Origin of the sequence: Streptococcus thermophilus, assembly GCF_010120595.1 — a bacterium.
Classification (GTDB): Bacteria; Bacillota; Bacilli; order Lactobacillales; family Streptococcaceae; genus Streptococcus; species Streptococcus thermophilus.
Map to the genome: position 1 here is coordinate 37,910 of NZ_CP038020.1, position 15,867 is coordinate 53,776.

10 protein-coding genes and 2 pseudogenes are annotated in these 15,867 nt (G+C 41.4%); 1 reads left to right on the top strand and 11 read right to left on the bottom strand.

Annotated elements, in window-relative coordinates:
* Positions 1 to 77: 77 nt before the first annotated feature.
* From E3C75_RS00215 to E3C75_RS00230, 4 genes are all read right to left on the bottom strand, one after another.
* Positions 78 to 1,328, bottom strand: a complete 1,251-nt coding sequence (locus tag E3C75_RS00215) for a glutamate-5-semialdehyde dehydrogenase (protein WP_014621940.1) — start codon at positions 1,326 to 1,328, stop codon at positions 78 to 80.
* A 1-nt stretch (position 1,329) separates the two neighbouring features.
* Positions 1,330 to 2,133 (bottom strand): glutamate 5-kinase, encoded by an 804-nt coding sequence (proB, locus tag E3C75_RS00220; protein ID WP_100262369.1) that lies wholly within the window; start codon positions 2,131 to 2,133, stop codon positions 1,330 to 1,332.
* Positions 2,134 to 2,268: 135 nt separating this feature from the next.
* Complete coding sequence (locus tag E3C75_RS00225; RefSeq protein ID WP_111679695.1) at positions 2,269 to 3,858, bottom strand: ABC transporter permease; 1,590 nt, start codon at positions 3,856 to 3,858, stop codon at positions 2,269 to 2,271.
* Positions 3,859 to 3,860: 2 nt separating this feature from the next.
* The gene (locus tag E3C75_RS00230; protein WP_002891761.1) at positions 3,861 to 4,592 is read right to left on the bottom strand and encodes an ABC transporter ATP-binding protein; all 732 of its coding nucleotides are present in this window, start codon (positions 4,590 to 4,592) and stop codon (positions 3,861 to 3,863) included.
* Positions 4,593 to 4,866: 274 nt separating this feature from the next.
* Here E3C75_RS00230 and E3C75_RS00235 point away from each other — a divergent pair, with 274 nt between their 5' ends.
* A complete protein-coding gene (locus tag E3C75_RS00235; protein ID WP_111679696.1) occupies positions 4,867 to 5,598 on the top strand; it encodes a DUF554 domain-containing protein in 732 nt (243 codons plus the stop codon).
* A gap of 394 nt (positions 5,599 to 5,992) precedes the next feature.
* On the opposite strand, the gene addA is transcribed toward E3C75_RS00235, so the two are convergent.
* The 7 genes and pseudogenes from addA to E3C75_RS11045 all read right to left on the bottom strand — a co-directional run bounded on the left by addA (position 5,993) and on the right by E3C75_RS11045 (position 15,837).
* Complete coding sequence (gene addA, locus E3C75_RS00240) at positions 5,993 to 9,646, bottom strand: helicase-exonuclease AddAB subunit AddA (protein ID WP_100273131.1); 3,654 nt, start codon at positions 9,644 to 9,646, stop codon at positions 5,993 to 5,995.
* Positions 9,636 to 12,956: an ATP-dependent nuclease subunit B gene (gene rexB, locus E3C75_RS00245; protein ID WP_133264082.1), complete on the bottom strand. Its 3,321-nt coding sequence runs from the start codon at positions 12,954 to 12,956 to the stop codon at positions 9,636 to 9,638. The genes addA and rexB overlap by 11 nt, the downstream gene beginning before the upstream one ends.
* A 490-nt stretch (positions 12,957 to 13,446) precedes the next feature.
* Positions 13,447 to 14,098 (bottom strand): annotated as a pseudogene (locus E3C75_RS12070) (hypothetical protein).
* A gap of 49 nt (positions 14,099 to 14,147) precedes the next feature.
* Positions 14,148 to 14,581, bottom strand: a pseudogene (locus E3C75_RS12075) (LytTR family DNA-binding domain-containing protein).
* Positions 14,582 to 14,798: 217 nt separating this feature from the next.
* On the bottom strand, positions 14,799 to 15,185 hold the full coding sequence (locus E3C75_RS11380; RefSeq protein ID WP_223899634.1) for a hypothetical protein: 387 nt from the start codon (positions 15,183 to 15,185) through the stop codon (positions 14,799 to 14,801).
* Positions 15,160 to 15,420, bottom strand: coding sequence for a hypothetical protein (locus tag E3C75_RS11385; RefSeq protein ID WP_223899633.1), 261 nt, complete (start codon positions 15,418 to 15,420; stop codon positions 15,160 to 15,162). Before E3C75_RS11385 ends, E3C75_RS11380 begins: the two co-directional genes overlap by 26 nt.
* 276 nt (positions 15,421 to 15,696) lie before the next feature.
* Complete coding sequence (locus E3C75_RS11045; protein ID WP_167540730.1) at positions 15,697 to 15,837, bottom strand: hypothetical protein; 141 nt, start codon at positions 15,835 to 15,837, stop codon at positions 15,697 to 15,699.
* Between the last annotated feature and the right edge of the window lie 30 nt (positions 15,838 to 15,867).

The window sequence follows — 15,867 nt, forward strand, 5'->3', positions numbered from 1 at the left end:
TTTTGATGCCCCCAATATATCAGAAGCGTCTTACTCTAGCAAACTGACCAAAAAAGCCCCTCATGGAGCATGATGGGTTATTCTCTAATTTGACCTTGACCATTAATATAGAACTTGGTTGAAGTTAGGGCCTCAAGTCCCATTGGTCCACGGGCGTGCATTTTTTGGGTTGAGATTCCGATTTCAGCACCCAGTCCAAAGACGAAACCGTCTGTGAAACGAGTCGAGGCATTGACATAGACAGCTGCAGCGTCAACATCGTCTTGGAATTGCTCAGCACGACTGATGTCCTGAGTCACGATAGCTTCTGAATGTGATGTCGTGTAAGTATTAATCCAATTAATCGCCTCATCAAGGCTGTCTACTACTTTAACAGACATAATGTAGTCAAGAAACTCTGTCGCAAAATCCTCTGGTGAAGCGGGTACAGCTTTTTCCATAAGTTTCAAAGCCCTTTCATCCGCGCGGAACTCAACAGACTGAATTTTTGAAATAGCTTTTTCCAAGTTAGGCAAGAATTCTTCTACAATATCAGCATGAACAACGAGAGATTCTGCAGCATTACACACACTTGGTCGTTGGGTCTTGGCATTGATGACAATCTGTGTCGCCATATCTAAGTTAGCATATTTATCCACATAAATATGACAGTTACCAACACCCGTTTCGATGACTGGAACCTTGGCTTTTTCTTTCACAGTTTGGATGAGACGGGCTCCGCCACGAGGGATGAGCAAGTCAACATATTTGGTCGCCACCATGAGTTCCTCGGCTACCTCATGAGAGGTATCTTCAACAAACTGAACGGCATCTGCTGTAATTCCTGCATTTTTCAAAGCTTTACGAGCTACCGTAACCAAAGCCTTATTGGAATTGATAGCATCACGTCCTCCACGAAGAATAATGGCATTATTAGTCTTAAAGGCAAGGCTAAAAGCATCGATTGAAACATTAGGACGGCTCTCAAAAATCATAGCGATAACACCCATGGGAACACGCTTTTGAACAATTTTAAGACCATCTAGATTTGTATAACCACGAACTACTTGGCCGATGGGATCTTGGAGATCTGCGACTTGACGAACACCTTCAGCAATCCCTGCGATACGGTCTTCCGTTAAGAGCAAGCGGTCTTGCATAATCTTTGAAATGCCATTTTCGCTGGCATTGGCCATATCCTTAGCATTTTCAGTGATAATATAGTCACTCTCAGCTACTAGAGCTTTAGCTACCTGATTTAAAAGGTCGTTTTTAGCTGCTGTTGACAATTTAGCAATCTGACGACTCGCCACTTTGGCCTGCTGGCCCAATGTATCAACGTATGTCATATTAGTCCTCCTGTTTAAAAAGTGTACCGATTTTGGCTCCTTCTAGGACACGAAGAATGTCACGTGGATTTTCACCATTCATTAAAACCATTTGGCTTTGATTTTCAAAAACCATCTGAGCTGACTTAATTTTACTCATCATACCACCCGTACCAAATTTACTACCAGCACCACCAGCTGAGGCTAGAATTTCCTCGGTAATCTCTGGTACATAGCTACGAAGGGTTGCATCCTCATAGACATTTGGGTTCTTATCAAAGAGCCCATCAATATCTGACAACATGATAAGTAAGTCCGCACCAACAACCTTAGCTACGATAGCTGACAAGCGGTCATTGTCCCCAAACTTAGTTGCATGATCCATTTCATCTACACTGACAGCATCATTTTCATTAACAATTGGAACTACTCCAAGCTCAAAGAGGCTTTCGAAGGCATTGATGGCATTGGCCAAACTCTCGGGGTACTCGACCACATCACGGGTCAAAAGAAGCTGAGATACCTTGGTTTGGTAATGTGAAAAGACTTGAGAATAAAGGCTCATCATGGCCACCTGCCCTACACTTGAGACAGCCTGTTGCTTACCTACCTCTGCTGGACGCTTCTCAAGATCTAGAACATTAAGACCAAATCCCATAGCACCAGAGGATACGAGGACAACCTCAATCCCTTTATTGTGTAAGCTAGAAATCACAAAAGCTAGCTGATCGATTTTTTCAAGATTAATTTTCCCTGATGGCAAAACCAAGGAGCTGGTCCCGATTTTGATAACTAGGCGTTTTACTGAGTCAAAATTTCGTTTCATGTTTATGATTATATACTAAATTCTTGTATTTTAACATATATAATGCATAGGTTTACACATAATTATTGACAGTATCCAGTATTATCCATCAAAAAAGAATCCCTCCAATCAGAGAGACTCTTTAAACAATTTGACCTAGGTAAAAAACATAGTTCTAATGCGTTTCCAACGTCTACGATCAACAAAAAGATAAATGATTAGAGCAATTAAAACTAGAAGTCCAGTTGCTATAACATTAACAACTAGGGCAATCCAGAACTTACTTGCAAAGAAGACAAGACCACCCAGCAAAGCTGCAATAAAAATGGTAAGGATAAAAATCCCCATATAAAGCCACTGTCCGCCGCCCCGATTGAAGAGCTGGGTGACTTCTTGCCAATTCACTTCTAACAATTTAAGGTCACGTTCAAAGAAATAGCCACCTACAAGATAGGTTGTTACGAGAAAACCAAGAGCGAAACTTGCCACCAAAATAGGATGGAGATGTGCAAGGAATATTAAACCAAGTCCTCCTAGTAAGAGGGATACACCGACTTGCAAGCCATAGAAAATCCAAAACTTTTGACGAAGATAGTCGCCCGTATTGATTGGCAGGCTACGGATAAAGTCAAAGTTTGTTCCCTCTAAGGAAGTTGCCACCCCAAGAAAACTTGTTGGTTGCGCTGAAAAGAAACCAAAGGCAATTCCGACTAAAAGCATGAGCCCGAAATAGTCTGGACCTAAATCTTTCAAAAAGAACGCACCTCCACCCAGCATGATCATATATAATACTGGTACCACATAGGTATTGATAATGAGGGTTGAGTTTCCCAAAGTAGATAAATGATGGCGAACCAAGACCTGTCTTTGACTTCGAGTAACAACTTTTACCTGAGTCTTTCTAGCCTTTTTGTTATAAATGGCTTCGTGGAAATAACGAGGCATTCTGACTTTATAAAACCAAAAGCCCAAGATAAGCACTAAGATAAGAGGAAGATAAAAATTTAGTAAGGCCTCCGGAGATAGAGGAGCAGCTACCACATCATAGTAACCTCTTAGATAAGGCAACAAAGGAAAATCAATATGTCCAGCACCCTTAATATAACCATTAAGAAAACCAACCATCATGATAGGGAACATAATCAATAGGGTTGACAGGGTCATCAAAATAGTCGAATAGAGCTTTTGACGAGAACTGCGAACAATCAGCGTTCCAATACTATTAGACAGAATCACTGAAAAAACGAGATTGATAAAGAGAGAAACGATAAAGGATAGCAGCCCCACGACTATCCCCAGTGGGCCAATAAATTGCCAGTAAGCTAGAATGAGAAGACTAAGGATAGGCACCATGAAGGTCATCCCAACCATAGAACCTGACAAGGTCTTGGCCAAAAAGACTTCTGATGGCTTTAAGGGAAGAGGCAGATAAGCCTTGCTATCCTTACTATCGTAAAAGGTACTATAAAGAGCCGTAAAGGTCTGAAGAAGCCCCATGACTGAGAATGTCAAGAGATATAGGGTTAAGACTCCAGGATTGGCCTTATAATCGACACCTACAAAAAGATAGCTATATACAACCGTAAAAATAATTAAAATCAAGAGTTGTTGTCTAAGCATGGCATTAACGATGGAGAAATTAACCTTTTTCTTTTTCTCCTGACGTTTCTGTAGGTTAGTTACCGCTTGAGGATTTGCATAGAGGAGATTAATTTTAAAAAGCTCCCAAACATGGTTCCAGTTCATGACTACACCTCCTCGATCTTACGTCCAGCCATTTCCAGATAAATGGTTTCCAAATCCTTGTCAGGGTACTGAGACTTAAGCTCAGCTAGAGACCCTTGGAAGATGAGTTTTCCTTTCTTCAAAATAGCAATACGATCACAGAGCTGCTCAGCTACACTTAGAACGTGGGTTGAAAAGAGCACACTATTACCCTCCTTAGCATGGTTACGCATGGCTTCTTTCAAATCATAAGATGCCTGTGGATCCAGACCAGTCAAAGGCTCATCCAAAACCCAAATCTGCGGATTAACCAGTAGAGCACCGATAACGACAACCTTCTGACGCATACCGTGAGAGAAGGAAGAAATGAGGTTATAGCGACTTTCCGTCAAGTCAAAGGTAGCCATAAGATTAGTCAAACGTTCCTCAACCTGACTAGCTTCCAAATCATAGATACGTGTCAAAAAGTACCAATAGTCATTAGCAGTTAAATTTAAGAATAAGTCTGGTGAATCTGGCACATAAGCGATTTTTTTCTTGATAGCATCACGATGTTGGCTGAGGGCCATATCATCGACGTAAACTTCACCGTAGCTAGCTTCAATGATAGACGTCAAAATGGAAATAGTCGTGGTCTTACCAGCCCCATTGTGACCAATCAGACCAAAAATCTCCCCATCTCGAATCTCGAGGTTAAGATCTGAGAGAGCATCCTTATCTTCATAACGTTTCGTTACGTGTTCAAAACGAATCATCTTTTATCCTTTCTTGAGAATCTATTTAACAATAGCCTCATTTTACACTTTATATTAGATTGTAATTTAGAGTTATTACCTTGTTTTTTATGAACAATACTCTAAGAACACTGGCAATAGATTTAGATAAGGCTATTTCCTTACCTTCTCATTTATTGTATCATTTCAAAGGTACAATTTCAATAAAACGTTTGTAAAAACGAGACAATTTTGCATTCGGTCTTTGATAATGCTAAACTTATAGTATTTAGAATAATTAGGAGGAAAATCACTGATGCCAACTGGAATTATCATCAACTCGCTATCTATTATCTTAGGAGGAATCGCTGGAGGGCTCTTCGGGGACTATCTCAGAGACGATTTCAAGGAAAATCTTAACCTTATCTTTGGTCTAGCCTCTATGGTAATGGGGATTAGCGCTATTATGAATATGGTTAATATGCCTGCGGTTATCTTTGCGGTAGTTATCGGTACCATCATTGGGCTGGCCCTAAAGTTTGGAAACCTCATCAACAAGGGAGCTGGGCTTATGGAAAAAGGCTTGTCCAAGATTACACCAAGCAAGCAAACAGGGTTAGCTCACGATGAATTTTATGCGCAACTCTTGACAGTTATCGTCCTTTTTTGTGCGAGTGGGACAGGAATTTACGGGAGTCTTGAGTCTGGGATGAAAGGCGATGCTTCTATTTTAATTTCTAAATCTATCCTAGATTTCTTTACAGCCATGATTTTCTCTTGTAGCCTAGGCTACATCGTCTCCATGATTGCCATTCCACAATTTATCGTTTTCTTCCTCCTCTTTGTGAGTGCTGGTTTCATTCTCCCTCTAACAACAAAAGCCATGATTGGAGACTTTAAGGCTTGCGGGGGCTTCCTCATGATTGCGACCGGTTTTCGTATTATGAAACTGCGTCAATTCCCAACAGCAGATATGATTCCAGCCATGATTCTGGTTATGCCTATTTCCTGGGCCTGGGTTAATTGGATCTTGCCTTTTCTTGGCTGAAATTACTATCGAAATAACGAAATACCGTTAGTACTTAACTCTTGGCGGTATTTTATCTGTTGGGAAATTGGGGTAAAAAGTCATTTTGAAGAGAATTACTCTACTGATTATTACAGGTTTAGACAATTGAAACCTTATAATCTATGTATTTATAATTTTAATTCTTTCTCACCTTATTTAGACTAAAGTTGGTTTGTTATAATAGCCCTTGTAGGCCTAAGCAACCTACAAGATACTTTTTTTCATAACTATTTCCATCCTCTAATATTTTAACGAACTTACAATAGTAATGGAAATCTATCAAAAAAGACCGGTGTATTCACACCAGTCTTTTTTGAGGGGTTTGGGATACAAAAAACACTCTCCTACTATGAAAGAATGGTTCTGCGATAACTTATACTTCTACGACTTCCAAGTCTTTTCCACCTAGGAGAATAAGGTATTTATCAATCTTATCTATTTGATAGGCTTGGCTGAGTGCTTTAGCATAGAGGCTCATTTGCCCTTTGTAACGTTCCTTAAGTTCACTAGGATGAGTGAAGCGGTCCGTCTTATAGTCAAAGAGGACAATACGGTCTTCAAGAAGAAGGTAGCCATCGATGATACCACGGACGACAAAGTCTTCTTTACTAGCGGGATCTTCTGCCAACATAGCAAATGGTGCTTCACGACGCAACTTACCACGGTTAGCTAGAATGAGCTTCCCAAGTTCGGTGTCAAAGAAGCCTAGTAGCTTTTCTAACTGCACACGCGCCTTAACTTGATCATCTGCCGATACCCGACTCAACGCCTGTGTCAAATCTTGGAGGGTCACCTTGTCAGAAAGAATCAAGCGTTGCATGAGTTCATGGGTGGCTGAACCAACTGCAGCTCCAGTGACCTTAGTTTTTTGCCCAAAGTCTGGAAGCTCAAAGGTAGTGGTAGTCTCAAGAAGTTGCACTTCCTCTTTCTTGTCCATAATATCCACCCCTTCGGTATCCATAACAGGTTCGTAGAAGGCTTTGAGCTGGCTCGGCGTACGCACAGATGGCAGGTCAATCGCTGGTGCATAAAGCTGGTTGAGTTTTTCAACACTTTCTAAGACAGTTAGAGCACGCTTAATATCTTCCGTCTGACGATTGTTAGATAGATCATCAGCATCCACTGCTGCTTGAACTTCAACCTGACCAATAGCCTCTGGCGTCAACTCCTCAGCCTCAACAAAGCGAACAGTAAACTTGAGGTCCTTTCTCATAAAGGCGGTATCCAAAGCCATAACCCAATCCTGATAAGTAGCGATTTGGTCACGTAGAGCTACTGGTAGGCGATTACTTTCGACATCCGTGCCAAATTGCTGGGTTAATTTTTCCTTACTACCCTTACCAACTAGGTAGAGTTTTTTCTCTGCACGAGTCATTGCAACATAGAGCAGACGCATCTCTTCTGAGATACTTGCCCTGCGCTCTTCCCTACGATTTTCCTGGAAGGTTAAGGTCTCTAGAACAACATTTAACTTGGGCAAATTGGTGTTTATCTGGTCTTTAAGGTCAGCTAGGTACTTAATGCCAAGTCCTTTTTCACGGTTGATAATATACTTACCACTTAGGCCATCCTTGCTGTGACCAATGAACTTGCGATTCATCTGCAGGACAAAGACATACTTGAACTCTAGCCCCTTGGACTTGTGAATGGTCATGAGGCTAACGGCATTTTTGGGAACCAAATCTGTCACTTCCTCTAGGTCGTTACCGCTAGCAATAATCTTATCAATCATGCCAATAAAACGAGAAAGCCCCTTAAATCCTGTCTTTTCATAAGCATTAGCACGCAAGGCAAGGGCATAAAGATTGGCCTGGCGTTGCTCAGCTCGTGGAAGACCTCCGACGTAATCATAATAGAAACGGTCGTTGTAAATCTTCCAAATGAGGTCATAAATCAAATGACACTTACTGTAGTCACGCCAATCTGCCAGAGTCTCTGTGAAGAGAGTCAACTTGGCATCAAGTCCTTGCATCACAACTTCCGGATGAAGGCCTGATTTGGTATGAGCTGCAAGAAGCTTATCATAGAATTGGCCTTTGTCAGCCTGAACTGCGATACGAGTCAGGTCATCCTCGTTGAAGTTAAACATAGGTGAACGAAGGAGAGCAACGAGAGCATAATCGTTAAGAGGATTATTGATAGCACGAAGGGTGTCCAACATAATCATAACTTCTAGTGACTCTAGGTAGCTTGACTTATACTCGTCAGGAACCAAGGGAATCCCGTGTTCCTCGAAACTTACCATCAAGTCCAGATAGGTGTTACGGTTCGGTGCTAGGAGGGTGATGTCCTCAAAACGTACACCCTGCTCATGAAGTTTGATAATTTCTTTGATAACCAAGGAAATCTCACCGCTGCTGATAGCTTGATCAGGACCTTCTTCATCCTCACTCGTACTAGATTCATCACTATTATAAATCAGAACCTCAGTTTCATTTTCAGGATGGGGCTCTTTTTGCTTCTGACTACCTGCTACCAACATATGAGTCTTGTCATATAGGATGTCCCCGATTTCCTGATCCATGAGGTGGCTAAAAACACCATTTGTCGCATCAAGGACTTCAGATTGACTACGAAAGTTCTCCTTAAGGAGAATCAGCTTACCTGCATCAGGATTTTCAAGGAAAAGCTGAAACTTACCATTAAAAATCTGAGGGTCTGCCTGACGGAAACGATAAATGGACTGCTTGATATCTCCCACCATGAATCGGTTATGGCCGTTAGATAGAAGTTCCAACATTCGTTCTTGAGTATGGCTATTGTCCTGATACTCATCCACCATAACTTCATGGTAACGGTCACGGTAGCTGACTGCTACCTCTGGATTTTCTTCCAAAATACGGATAGCAAAGTGGGCAATATCCGAGAATTCAAAGGTATTTTCCTGAATCTTTGCCTGTAAATACTGATCCGAAAAATCAAGTACAAAGGACTGAAGTAGCTCCAACATAGGTAGGATATCATCATTATGCTTGGTCAAAACCTCCAGAATGGTGAGCTGAGTATCGACCTCTCGCAACTGAGCCACAAACTCATTTTTGGTCTTGTTGTATGCTTCCTTGTAGGCCTTGAGTTCCTCGTCTTTAGGACGGGTCATATTGGTCAAACCAGTACCTCCTGACAGAGTCAATAGTTGTTTGAGGAGGTCCTCCATATCAGTTTGGTCATTAATCAAGGAGCCCTCAAGAAGGATAATGGCATCTGACACATTATTCAGATACTTGGCCTTGGCAAATTCACGCTGAGCTATACCTAAATGGTCTCTTAAGAAAGCTAGGAAATCAGCCAACAAGCCATCTTTAAGACCGTCTAAAAGCTCATTTTTAGCCTGTTCTGGCTTAGCCTCGATCTGTCCTTTCAAGAGATTTTGACGTAGCCATTTTTCAGGATCTGCAGTAGCCTGAGAAAAGCTGTAAATATCGTAAACTAAATCACGAAAAGCCTTGCTAGTTTTGCTATGTCCAGTGAAATTACGGACCAATTTTTGAAAAAGTTGGGCATCCTTTCCTTGCATGTAATCATTGAAGAGATCAGCATAAACCTCATTTTTCATAAGCGTCTGCTCAGCAAGGTCTGTCATGATACGGAAAGTAGGTGACACACCCAGGAGATAGCCATACTGATTGACCAATTTCTGGGTAAAGGCGTCCATGGTTCCAATATCAGCCGTCCCAATCTTGGCAATCTGGTCTGAAAGAAATGCCCGCTCCTCATCCGTCTCTGCCTGTCCTAAATGCTTTGTCAGCCGCTTTTCCAGACGCTCCTTTAACTCACCTGCAGCTTTTACCGTAAAGGTTGAGATAAAGAGTTGATCAATACCAACGCCACGTCCAATCATATCAAGGATACGCTCAACCATGACAAAGGTTTTCCCTGAACCAGCTGAGGCAGATACCAAAATATTAGTACCATTACTGTAAATAGCTTCAATCTGTTCTGGTGTTAACTTGCGATCCTTGTCAGAAGCTGCTTCTTGGGCAATACGTTCCTCAATCTCTGCTGGACTTAAAAAAGCTTTAGTCAACATGGTTATCCTCCTGGTCTTTTTTGTCTACTCTCACAGCATGATCAATGACTGGAAAGGAGATAGTATTTTCAGAAACTTGCATCTGATTCTCTTCCTCAGTTTTTGCCATCAACTCCAAATAGGCTTCCTTCTTGCCCTTTTTGGGTAAACGCAAGAGTTTACGAGCCTGTCCCATGTGGCGGTCGGCCTCGAAGTGAGTAATAGACTTGATTTGATCCCCTTGAACAGACTTGCCATCCTCAGTATAAGGATTGATCGCAAAATTCCCACTTCGAATAACTTCAGCAGCACTCCTAAAGAGCTTAATATTGTAGTCAAACAAGGTTTCTAAATCCTCCTTGTCATAGGTGACAGTCTTTTGCAGATCATAGTTTCCACCAGTCAAATGCTCCGTTTCTGAAGCCACAAAAAGTCCCTTATAAGTCAATTCCTTATGAGCCTGAGCCGCTAGCTTTTCCAAACCAATCTGAGCTAGGTTAAGCTGTGGGACCTGCATGTGAAGATACATAGCCCCAAAAAGTTGATCAGCATCAACCTTATAGGTTTGACGGAGAGCCTCCAGATAGGTCACCAATTGCGGACTGAGGCCATTGTAGAATTTCTGAATATCAAAGACATTTTTACCTGTTTTATAGTCAACAACACCCAGAGCACCATCTGTTAAACGGTCCACTCGGTCAATAATCCCAGTAATCTTGATGCTATTTGCTAAAAGCAAGTCAAACTTGACTTCCTCACGCTCAACCTTAACCGCCGCATTGTCACGTAGAACACTGGCAGTTGAACGCGCAATGTCCTCCAAAATCTGACGAGAGAAACGACTCTCTTGGTCCTCGGTATAGAGAATTTTAAAAGGTTGATCCTGATTGGTCTGAGCAATGGCCTTTTCCAATTTATCATCGAAGCTTTCTGACGACGAATCACCCATCACACGCTCAAAGACTCGGTGTAAATAAGTCCCGTGGTGTCGAGCATCCGGATGGATAGACTCTAGCTCCTCAAGTTCCAAAACATAACGCAAGAAATAAAGATATTGGTTGTTATAGAAGGTCGTCAGAGCTGTAGCTGATAATTTCAGTGGTTCTTCCTCCGGAAAGACCAACTGCATGACCTGATCGTCCACCTTGGTTGTCGTCACATCGTCAATCACCTTTGGAATCAAGACTTGATCCTTATCAAGTCGCTTACGGAGATAGCGTACAGCAACCGACCAGAAAGTCTGGGTTTCTTTGTCCAAGTCAAGATCCAAATGACTACTGTTAAGGGCAATGACAGTCGACAGAAGGTCTCTATAGTTCCCAATCTGGTCCCCCTTTGCTTCGAAACGATTGCGTCCCTTTTCCACCAATGGAATACCAAGGTCAAGAATCTCCTTCAAATAAACCGACATGTCATCTTGACTTTCATTTATAATTTGTGGCTGACTAAGCACTAATTGTTCACTAGCAGCATTGAAAAGCGACATAGCCACAAAATGACCTCGCTTACTATTGCTCTGCGTAACAATATCCAATCTCCTGTGCTCATCCGTCGCCTCATTGATACGACTACGCTCCTCATCAGACAGGAGACTCTTATTTTGTCCCACCTTAGGAAAATGTGACTGGGTCATCCCCAAGGCAAAAACATACGGAGCCGAATGTGGCTGTATTAAGTCGTATTTTTTCACATTGACCACATCCACAGTAGCTGGAACCGTACGGTAATCACAGGCCAACATTCCCGAACGCAAGATAGACAAAAAGTCGTCCACTGAGAGCGATTCGTCTTCAAAGATAGTCTCAACCTGCTCCAAGATATGAGTGAAAGCCTTCCAAACCTGTTCATTCTGTTCTTTTTCAGCTTCACTGGCCTTGGTGGACAATTCAACCATCTGACTTGGCAGTTGCACGGCCTCTAAAAAGACCACCAGTTTCTTGAGTAGACTAGATCCCTTTTGTTTGCGACTATTAAGAAACTTGTCCAAGGGCTCTATCAATTGTGACCGCAAGGCATTGATCTGGTCTAAATTATACTTATCACGACTATTAGCTGTAAAATCAGACAAGAATTTATGACGCCCCTTGATATCCGCAAAATTGACATAATACTCAAAAAGGTCTAATTCCTCTTGAGCAAAACCACCATAGAGACCGGATTTTACAAGGTTAACCAAATCCTCAGCACGGTAGTTATAGCGCTTGATACGCTCTAGCGAATCCACAAACTCCACCAAAGGATGGCTAGACATGCTTTCTTCCTTACCGAAATAATAAGGAATATCAAATTTTCGGAAAATCTGCCCCACGTGAAGCTTATAACTCTCCTCGTCACCAAGCAAGACCAAAATATCCTTGTAACGCTTGCCATCTGCCAGCAACTGGCGAATACTCTTGGCAACCTGGGCCACTTCTTCTTTCTGGTTGACCACTTCCCAAACCTTCAGGGCATGCTTATCCTGCTCAGTTACCGTCTCATCTACCGTACTAAAGTCATGACGGCTCTCCAAAAGACGACTAATACGCGCAAAAGAAAGATTGCCCTCCTTGTCTGTCGTCACGTAGTCGGGTATCACCTTATATGTCTGAGCCAAAGTCCTCAAGAAATCCACTGAGGCTTGATAAACATTGCCATAAACAAAATTGGCCTTATAAGCTTTTTGACTAGTATAGGTCCCCACTACAATCTGGTGGCACTTGTCGTTCAAGAGTGCAACCAGAGCCTCCTCCTCAGCCGAGAAACGGGTAAAACCATCAACGACCAAAACTGTGTTACTCAAGGCCTCATCCAGATGTCCTGAGGTAATTTCCTTAAAGAAGGCACTAAGCTTTGATTGATTGTCAAAATCTCCTGCCAACAAGAGGTCCTGAGCTGCACTGAAAATCCTTACCAAATCCTCTTGTTTTTCAACCTGATCCAAATGCTGTAAATCTAATACTGTCATATTGGCCTGCTGCAACTCTTTATAAAGGTCCACTAATTGATTAATAAAGTTGCTATCCTTACGCAAACGGCCATAGACCTTGAGCTCATCATTGCCCATGTGCAACAACACTTTATAAAAAATCATGGCCAAACCTGTATCATCCAACTGAGTCTTTGGGTTACTCGTATTGAGAATAAAATACCTAGCCATCTGAGTAAAACGAGTCACCGTAATGTCAAAAGATGCTGACTGAGGCAGGTATTCTAAAACCTTTCGCTCCTTTTCAAAGGATAGGGCACTAGGAGCAATATAAAAAACCCTCTTTCCCTTTTGAGCATAGCTAGACGCCTGCTCCGTCAGAATTTCTGTTAAATCCTGAGACATATCCGTATAAAGTAATTTCATAAGACGTCCCTTTCTTGTCTCTACACCAGTCGTTCGGACTAAGTCGGACTAAGCAAGAATTTCCATTCACTTAGCACTAACAACCACTAATCCTTGCTATTATAACACAGAATTAACCAACAATCAGACTCCTCCCTCATCCCTTTCTAGCCCTCTGGCCTATGGTCCAGGCATAAGCTTATCTCCTGCAGGAAAAGCCCAAAATATCTGGTCCTCTAGCCAAAAAAAGAACCAAATCAAAAGATTTAGCACCACAACTTTATTTAAAAATTAATTCCTGTTCTAGTAGGAAAAAAGAGAGTGATACCGAACAGCTTTTCAAAAACTCTCCCTTGTCCTACTCCCTCGAGTATTAGTTGATTTAAAAGACTTGATGACGTTAGGAATCCCAGAGCTCTTGTACCTCTTGAAAATAGATTGAGCCTATCTTATCACAGGGATTGAGATAAAACAATAGGTATTATATTAATCAGAGGTTCCCTACACTAACTTAATTAATCACATTTTCACCAACATAAATACTTTCTAAATTACCCAAGGAAACTTCCCCTTTAATGTATAAATCCTTGCTAGTCAAATTGCTTGGATTTTCCTGGTGTTGAATAGCCGAGAGCGAGTTGTCCACATTAATATGTACCCGCCAATCACTGGGCACATAGAGACTCAGACTTCCCAGAGAAACGTCCACATCAAACTGGGCAGACGGGCCCTTCAATACGGCAGTTATCAAAATAAACCGAGGCTTCTCCCAGACTTACATCTGCACTTTTATGAGTAAAGTGTTGGTCATTGAGATATCTGGTCACCGTTGAAAAAGTCACATCAATATCATTACCACCATTGTTAGCGTCTGAGCCAGTAGAACCCAATCCAAAACGATTCTTTGTTTTACTAGAAGAATTGAAGAGGATGTTCAAGCCAATAACTGCAAGAATAGAAGAAAGGATAACGACAGAATTGGATACTGTAAGAAAGTGAAACTGCCCATTGAGTGAAAAGAGAGCCAAAACACCATAGATGAATTCCCAACCAAAGTGGTGTTTCAAAAAACTAGAAAGGGACAAAATAGCCAGTAAGACTACCCAAGCTAACATCCAAAAACTAATTTCCCATTGTATAAAATAGTCTTGTACAATAACCAAAGCTGCCTAAAGGATCAAGAGGATCCCAACTAATTTCTTTCTCATTCTGTTACCTCATTTCGTTTAGTCGTTCTTTTAAAACTGGATAGTAGCGTCTTGATACATGAACCTGCTTGTGGATCTGATAGAAATTAACCGTGCTGGTCCCCGAAAAAGAGTTCTCTAAAGAATAAATCTGCTTTATGTTGACAATGGTTGATTTGGAAATCCGACAAAAGGCAATCGTAAGCAGCTCTTCTGTTTGACCTCATAGGCCTCGTCCTTGGTATGCCCATAAATCCTCTCTCCATCTGTTTCAAAAAAAGAAGCGTTTCCAAATCCAGAAAATATTCGCTACGATCTTTATAAAAAGGCTAAAGGAGCCAACAACTTTTGCTTTAAAATGGACTCTTGGAGCTGTGCTATTTCTTCTGTTAATTGAGGAGCTCGAATCAAGATTTCATACTCACCTATAGAAGGGTCCAATGCGATGCTAACTTTCATAATACTCCTTTTCTGTCCTTTTGATGGTTCTTCTATTATAACAGCTGCTTTAAACTAAACAAGGCCTTTTAGGTAAGTGGTAAAGTTTAGACCCTAAGAGGTAAAAACAGACAAACAAAAGAACCTGGCAATTACCAGGCTCTCATTTTTAGTAGAGAGGACTACCCTCCTAATTGTAATCAGTTTAACAATGACTAGCTCTATGAGAAAACAACTACTATTTCACAGTATCTTCACGACTCACTTTTTGTGATTCGATAGCTTTACCATTGATATGGTAGTCGCTGTAGTTAGAACTGCTACCACTAGAGTCACTATCGTCACCAACATATTCCACATTACATGACCATGAAATTTTGTCTTTAACATCTCCTGATGACTTGAGCTTCGAATCATAGCCATAATAGAAATCATAGACTGCCGTGAAAGTTACTTTAAAGTTCTTTTCACCAGTCTGAACGACTTTAGTTACATCAACATCTGAGAAAGTAATACTATCAGCGGAACGGTTCTTGGCTCCCGTAGTATTTTTATCGATATCAGCCGTTACATCCTTATACATGGTATCATCAGTACCATTAAAGGAAAATGTCAGAAACACCATCTGGAGTTGTGTTATGATTTGAGGCATAACTATCAAACTTACCATAAGTTGCTGCTTCATAACGATCTGCTACTTGACCACGTGAGTAATAATAAAAACCAAATCCATAACCAGCAAGCGCTAAGACTACCACAACAATACCAGCAATAATCAGGATTTTCTTTCCTTTTGCCATGGCTGGATTGGCCAGTTTAGCAGCCTTACCATATGAGATAAACTGATAGATGATCGACACATCATAACCTGAAGACCTACCTATAAGAAATTCCTCAGGAAGAGGCTGACGACCTACTTAGTTTTTGAAGGCCTTCATCCAGATTACTTGTGCTTCTTTAGAAGTAGATTATGAATGTTCTTCGGTGTGAGTCTGGTCTTCGCGAGACACCGGCGTGAGCTCCTCAGTTTCTAATAAAGTCGTTTCCTCTTCGTCATCAAGGGCCACATCTTCAACCACTTCCTCGGCAACGTCATACTCATCAATTTTTTCTGTTAGTTCAGGAGAAGTAACTTCCTAATCCAATCCCATTGCGGAAATGCCTTTAATAGCCTTTAAATCAAAATCTGATTTTTGGCCTTCTTCAATTTCTAAGACATGGGGCGGACGACCAACTGCCTTTTCAAATAAATCAATCCACTTTTCTTTTGTTGCCATAAAGACTCCTATACACTTGCCTTTTCAAAA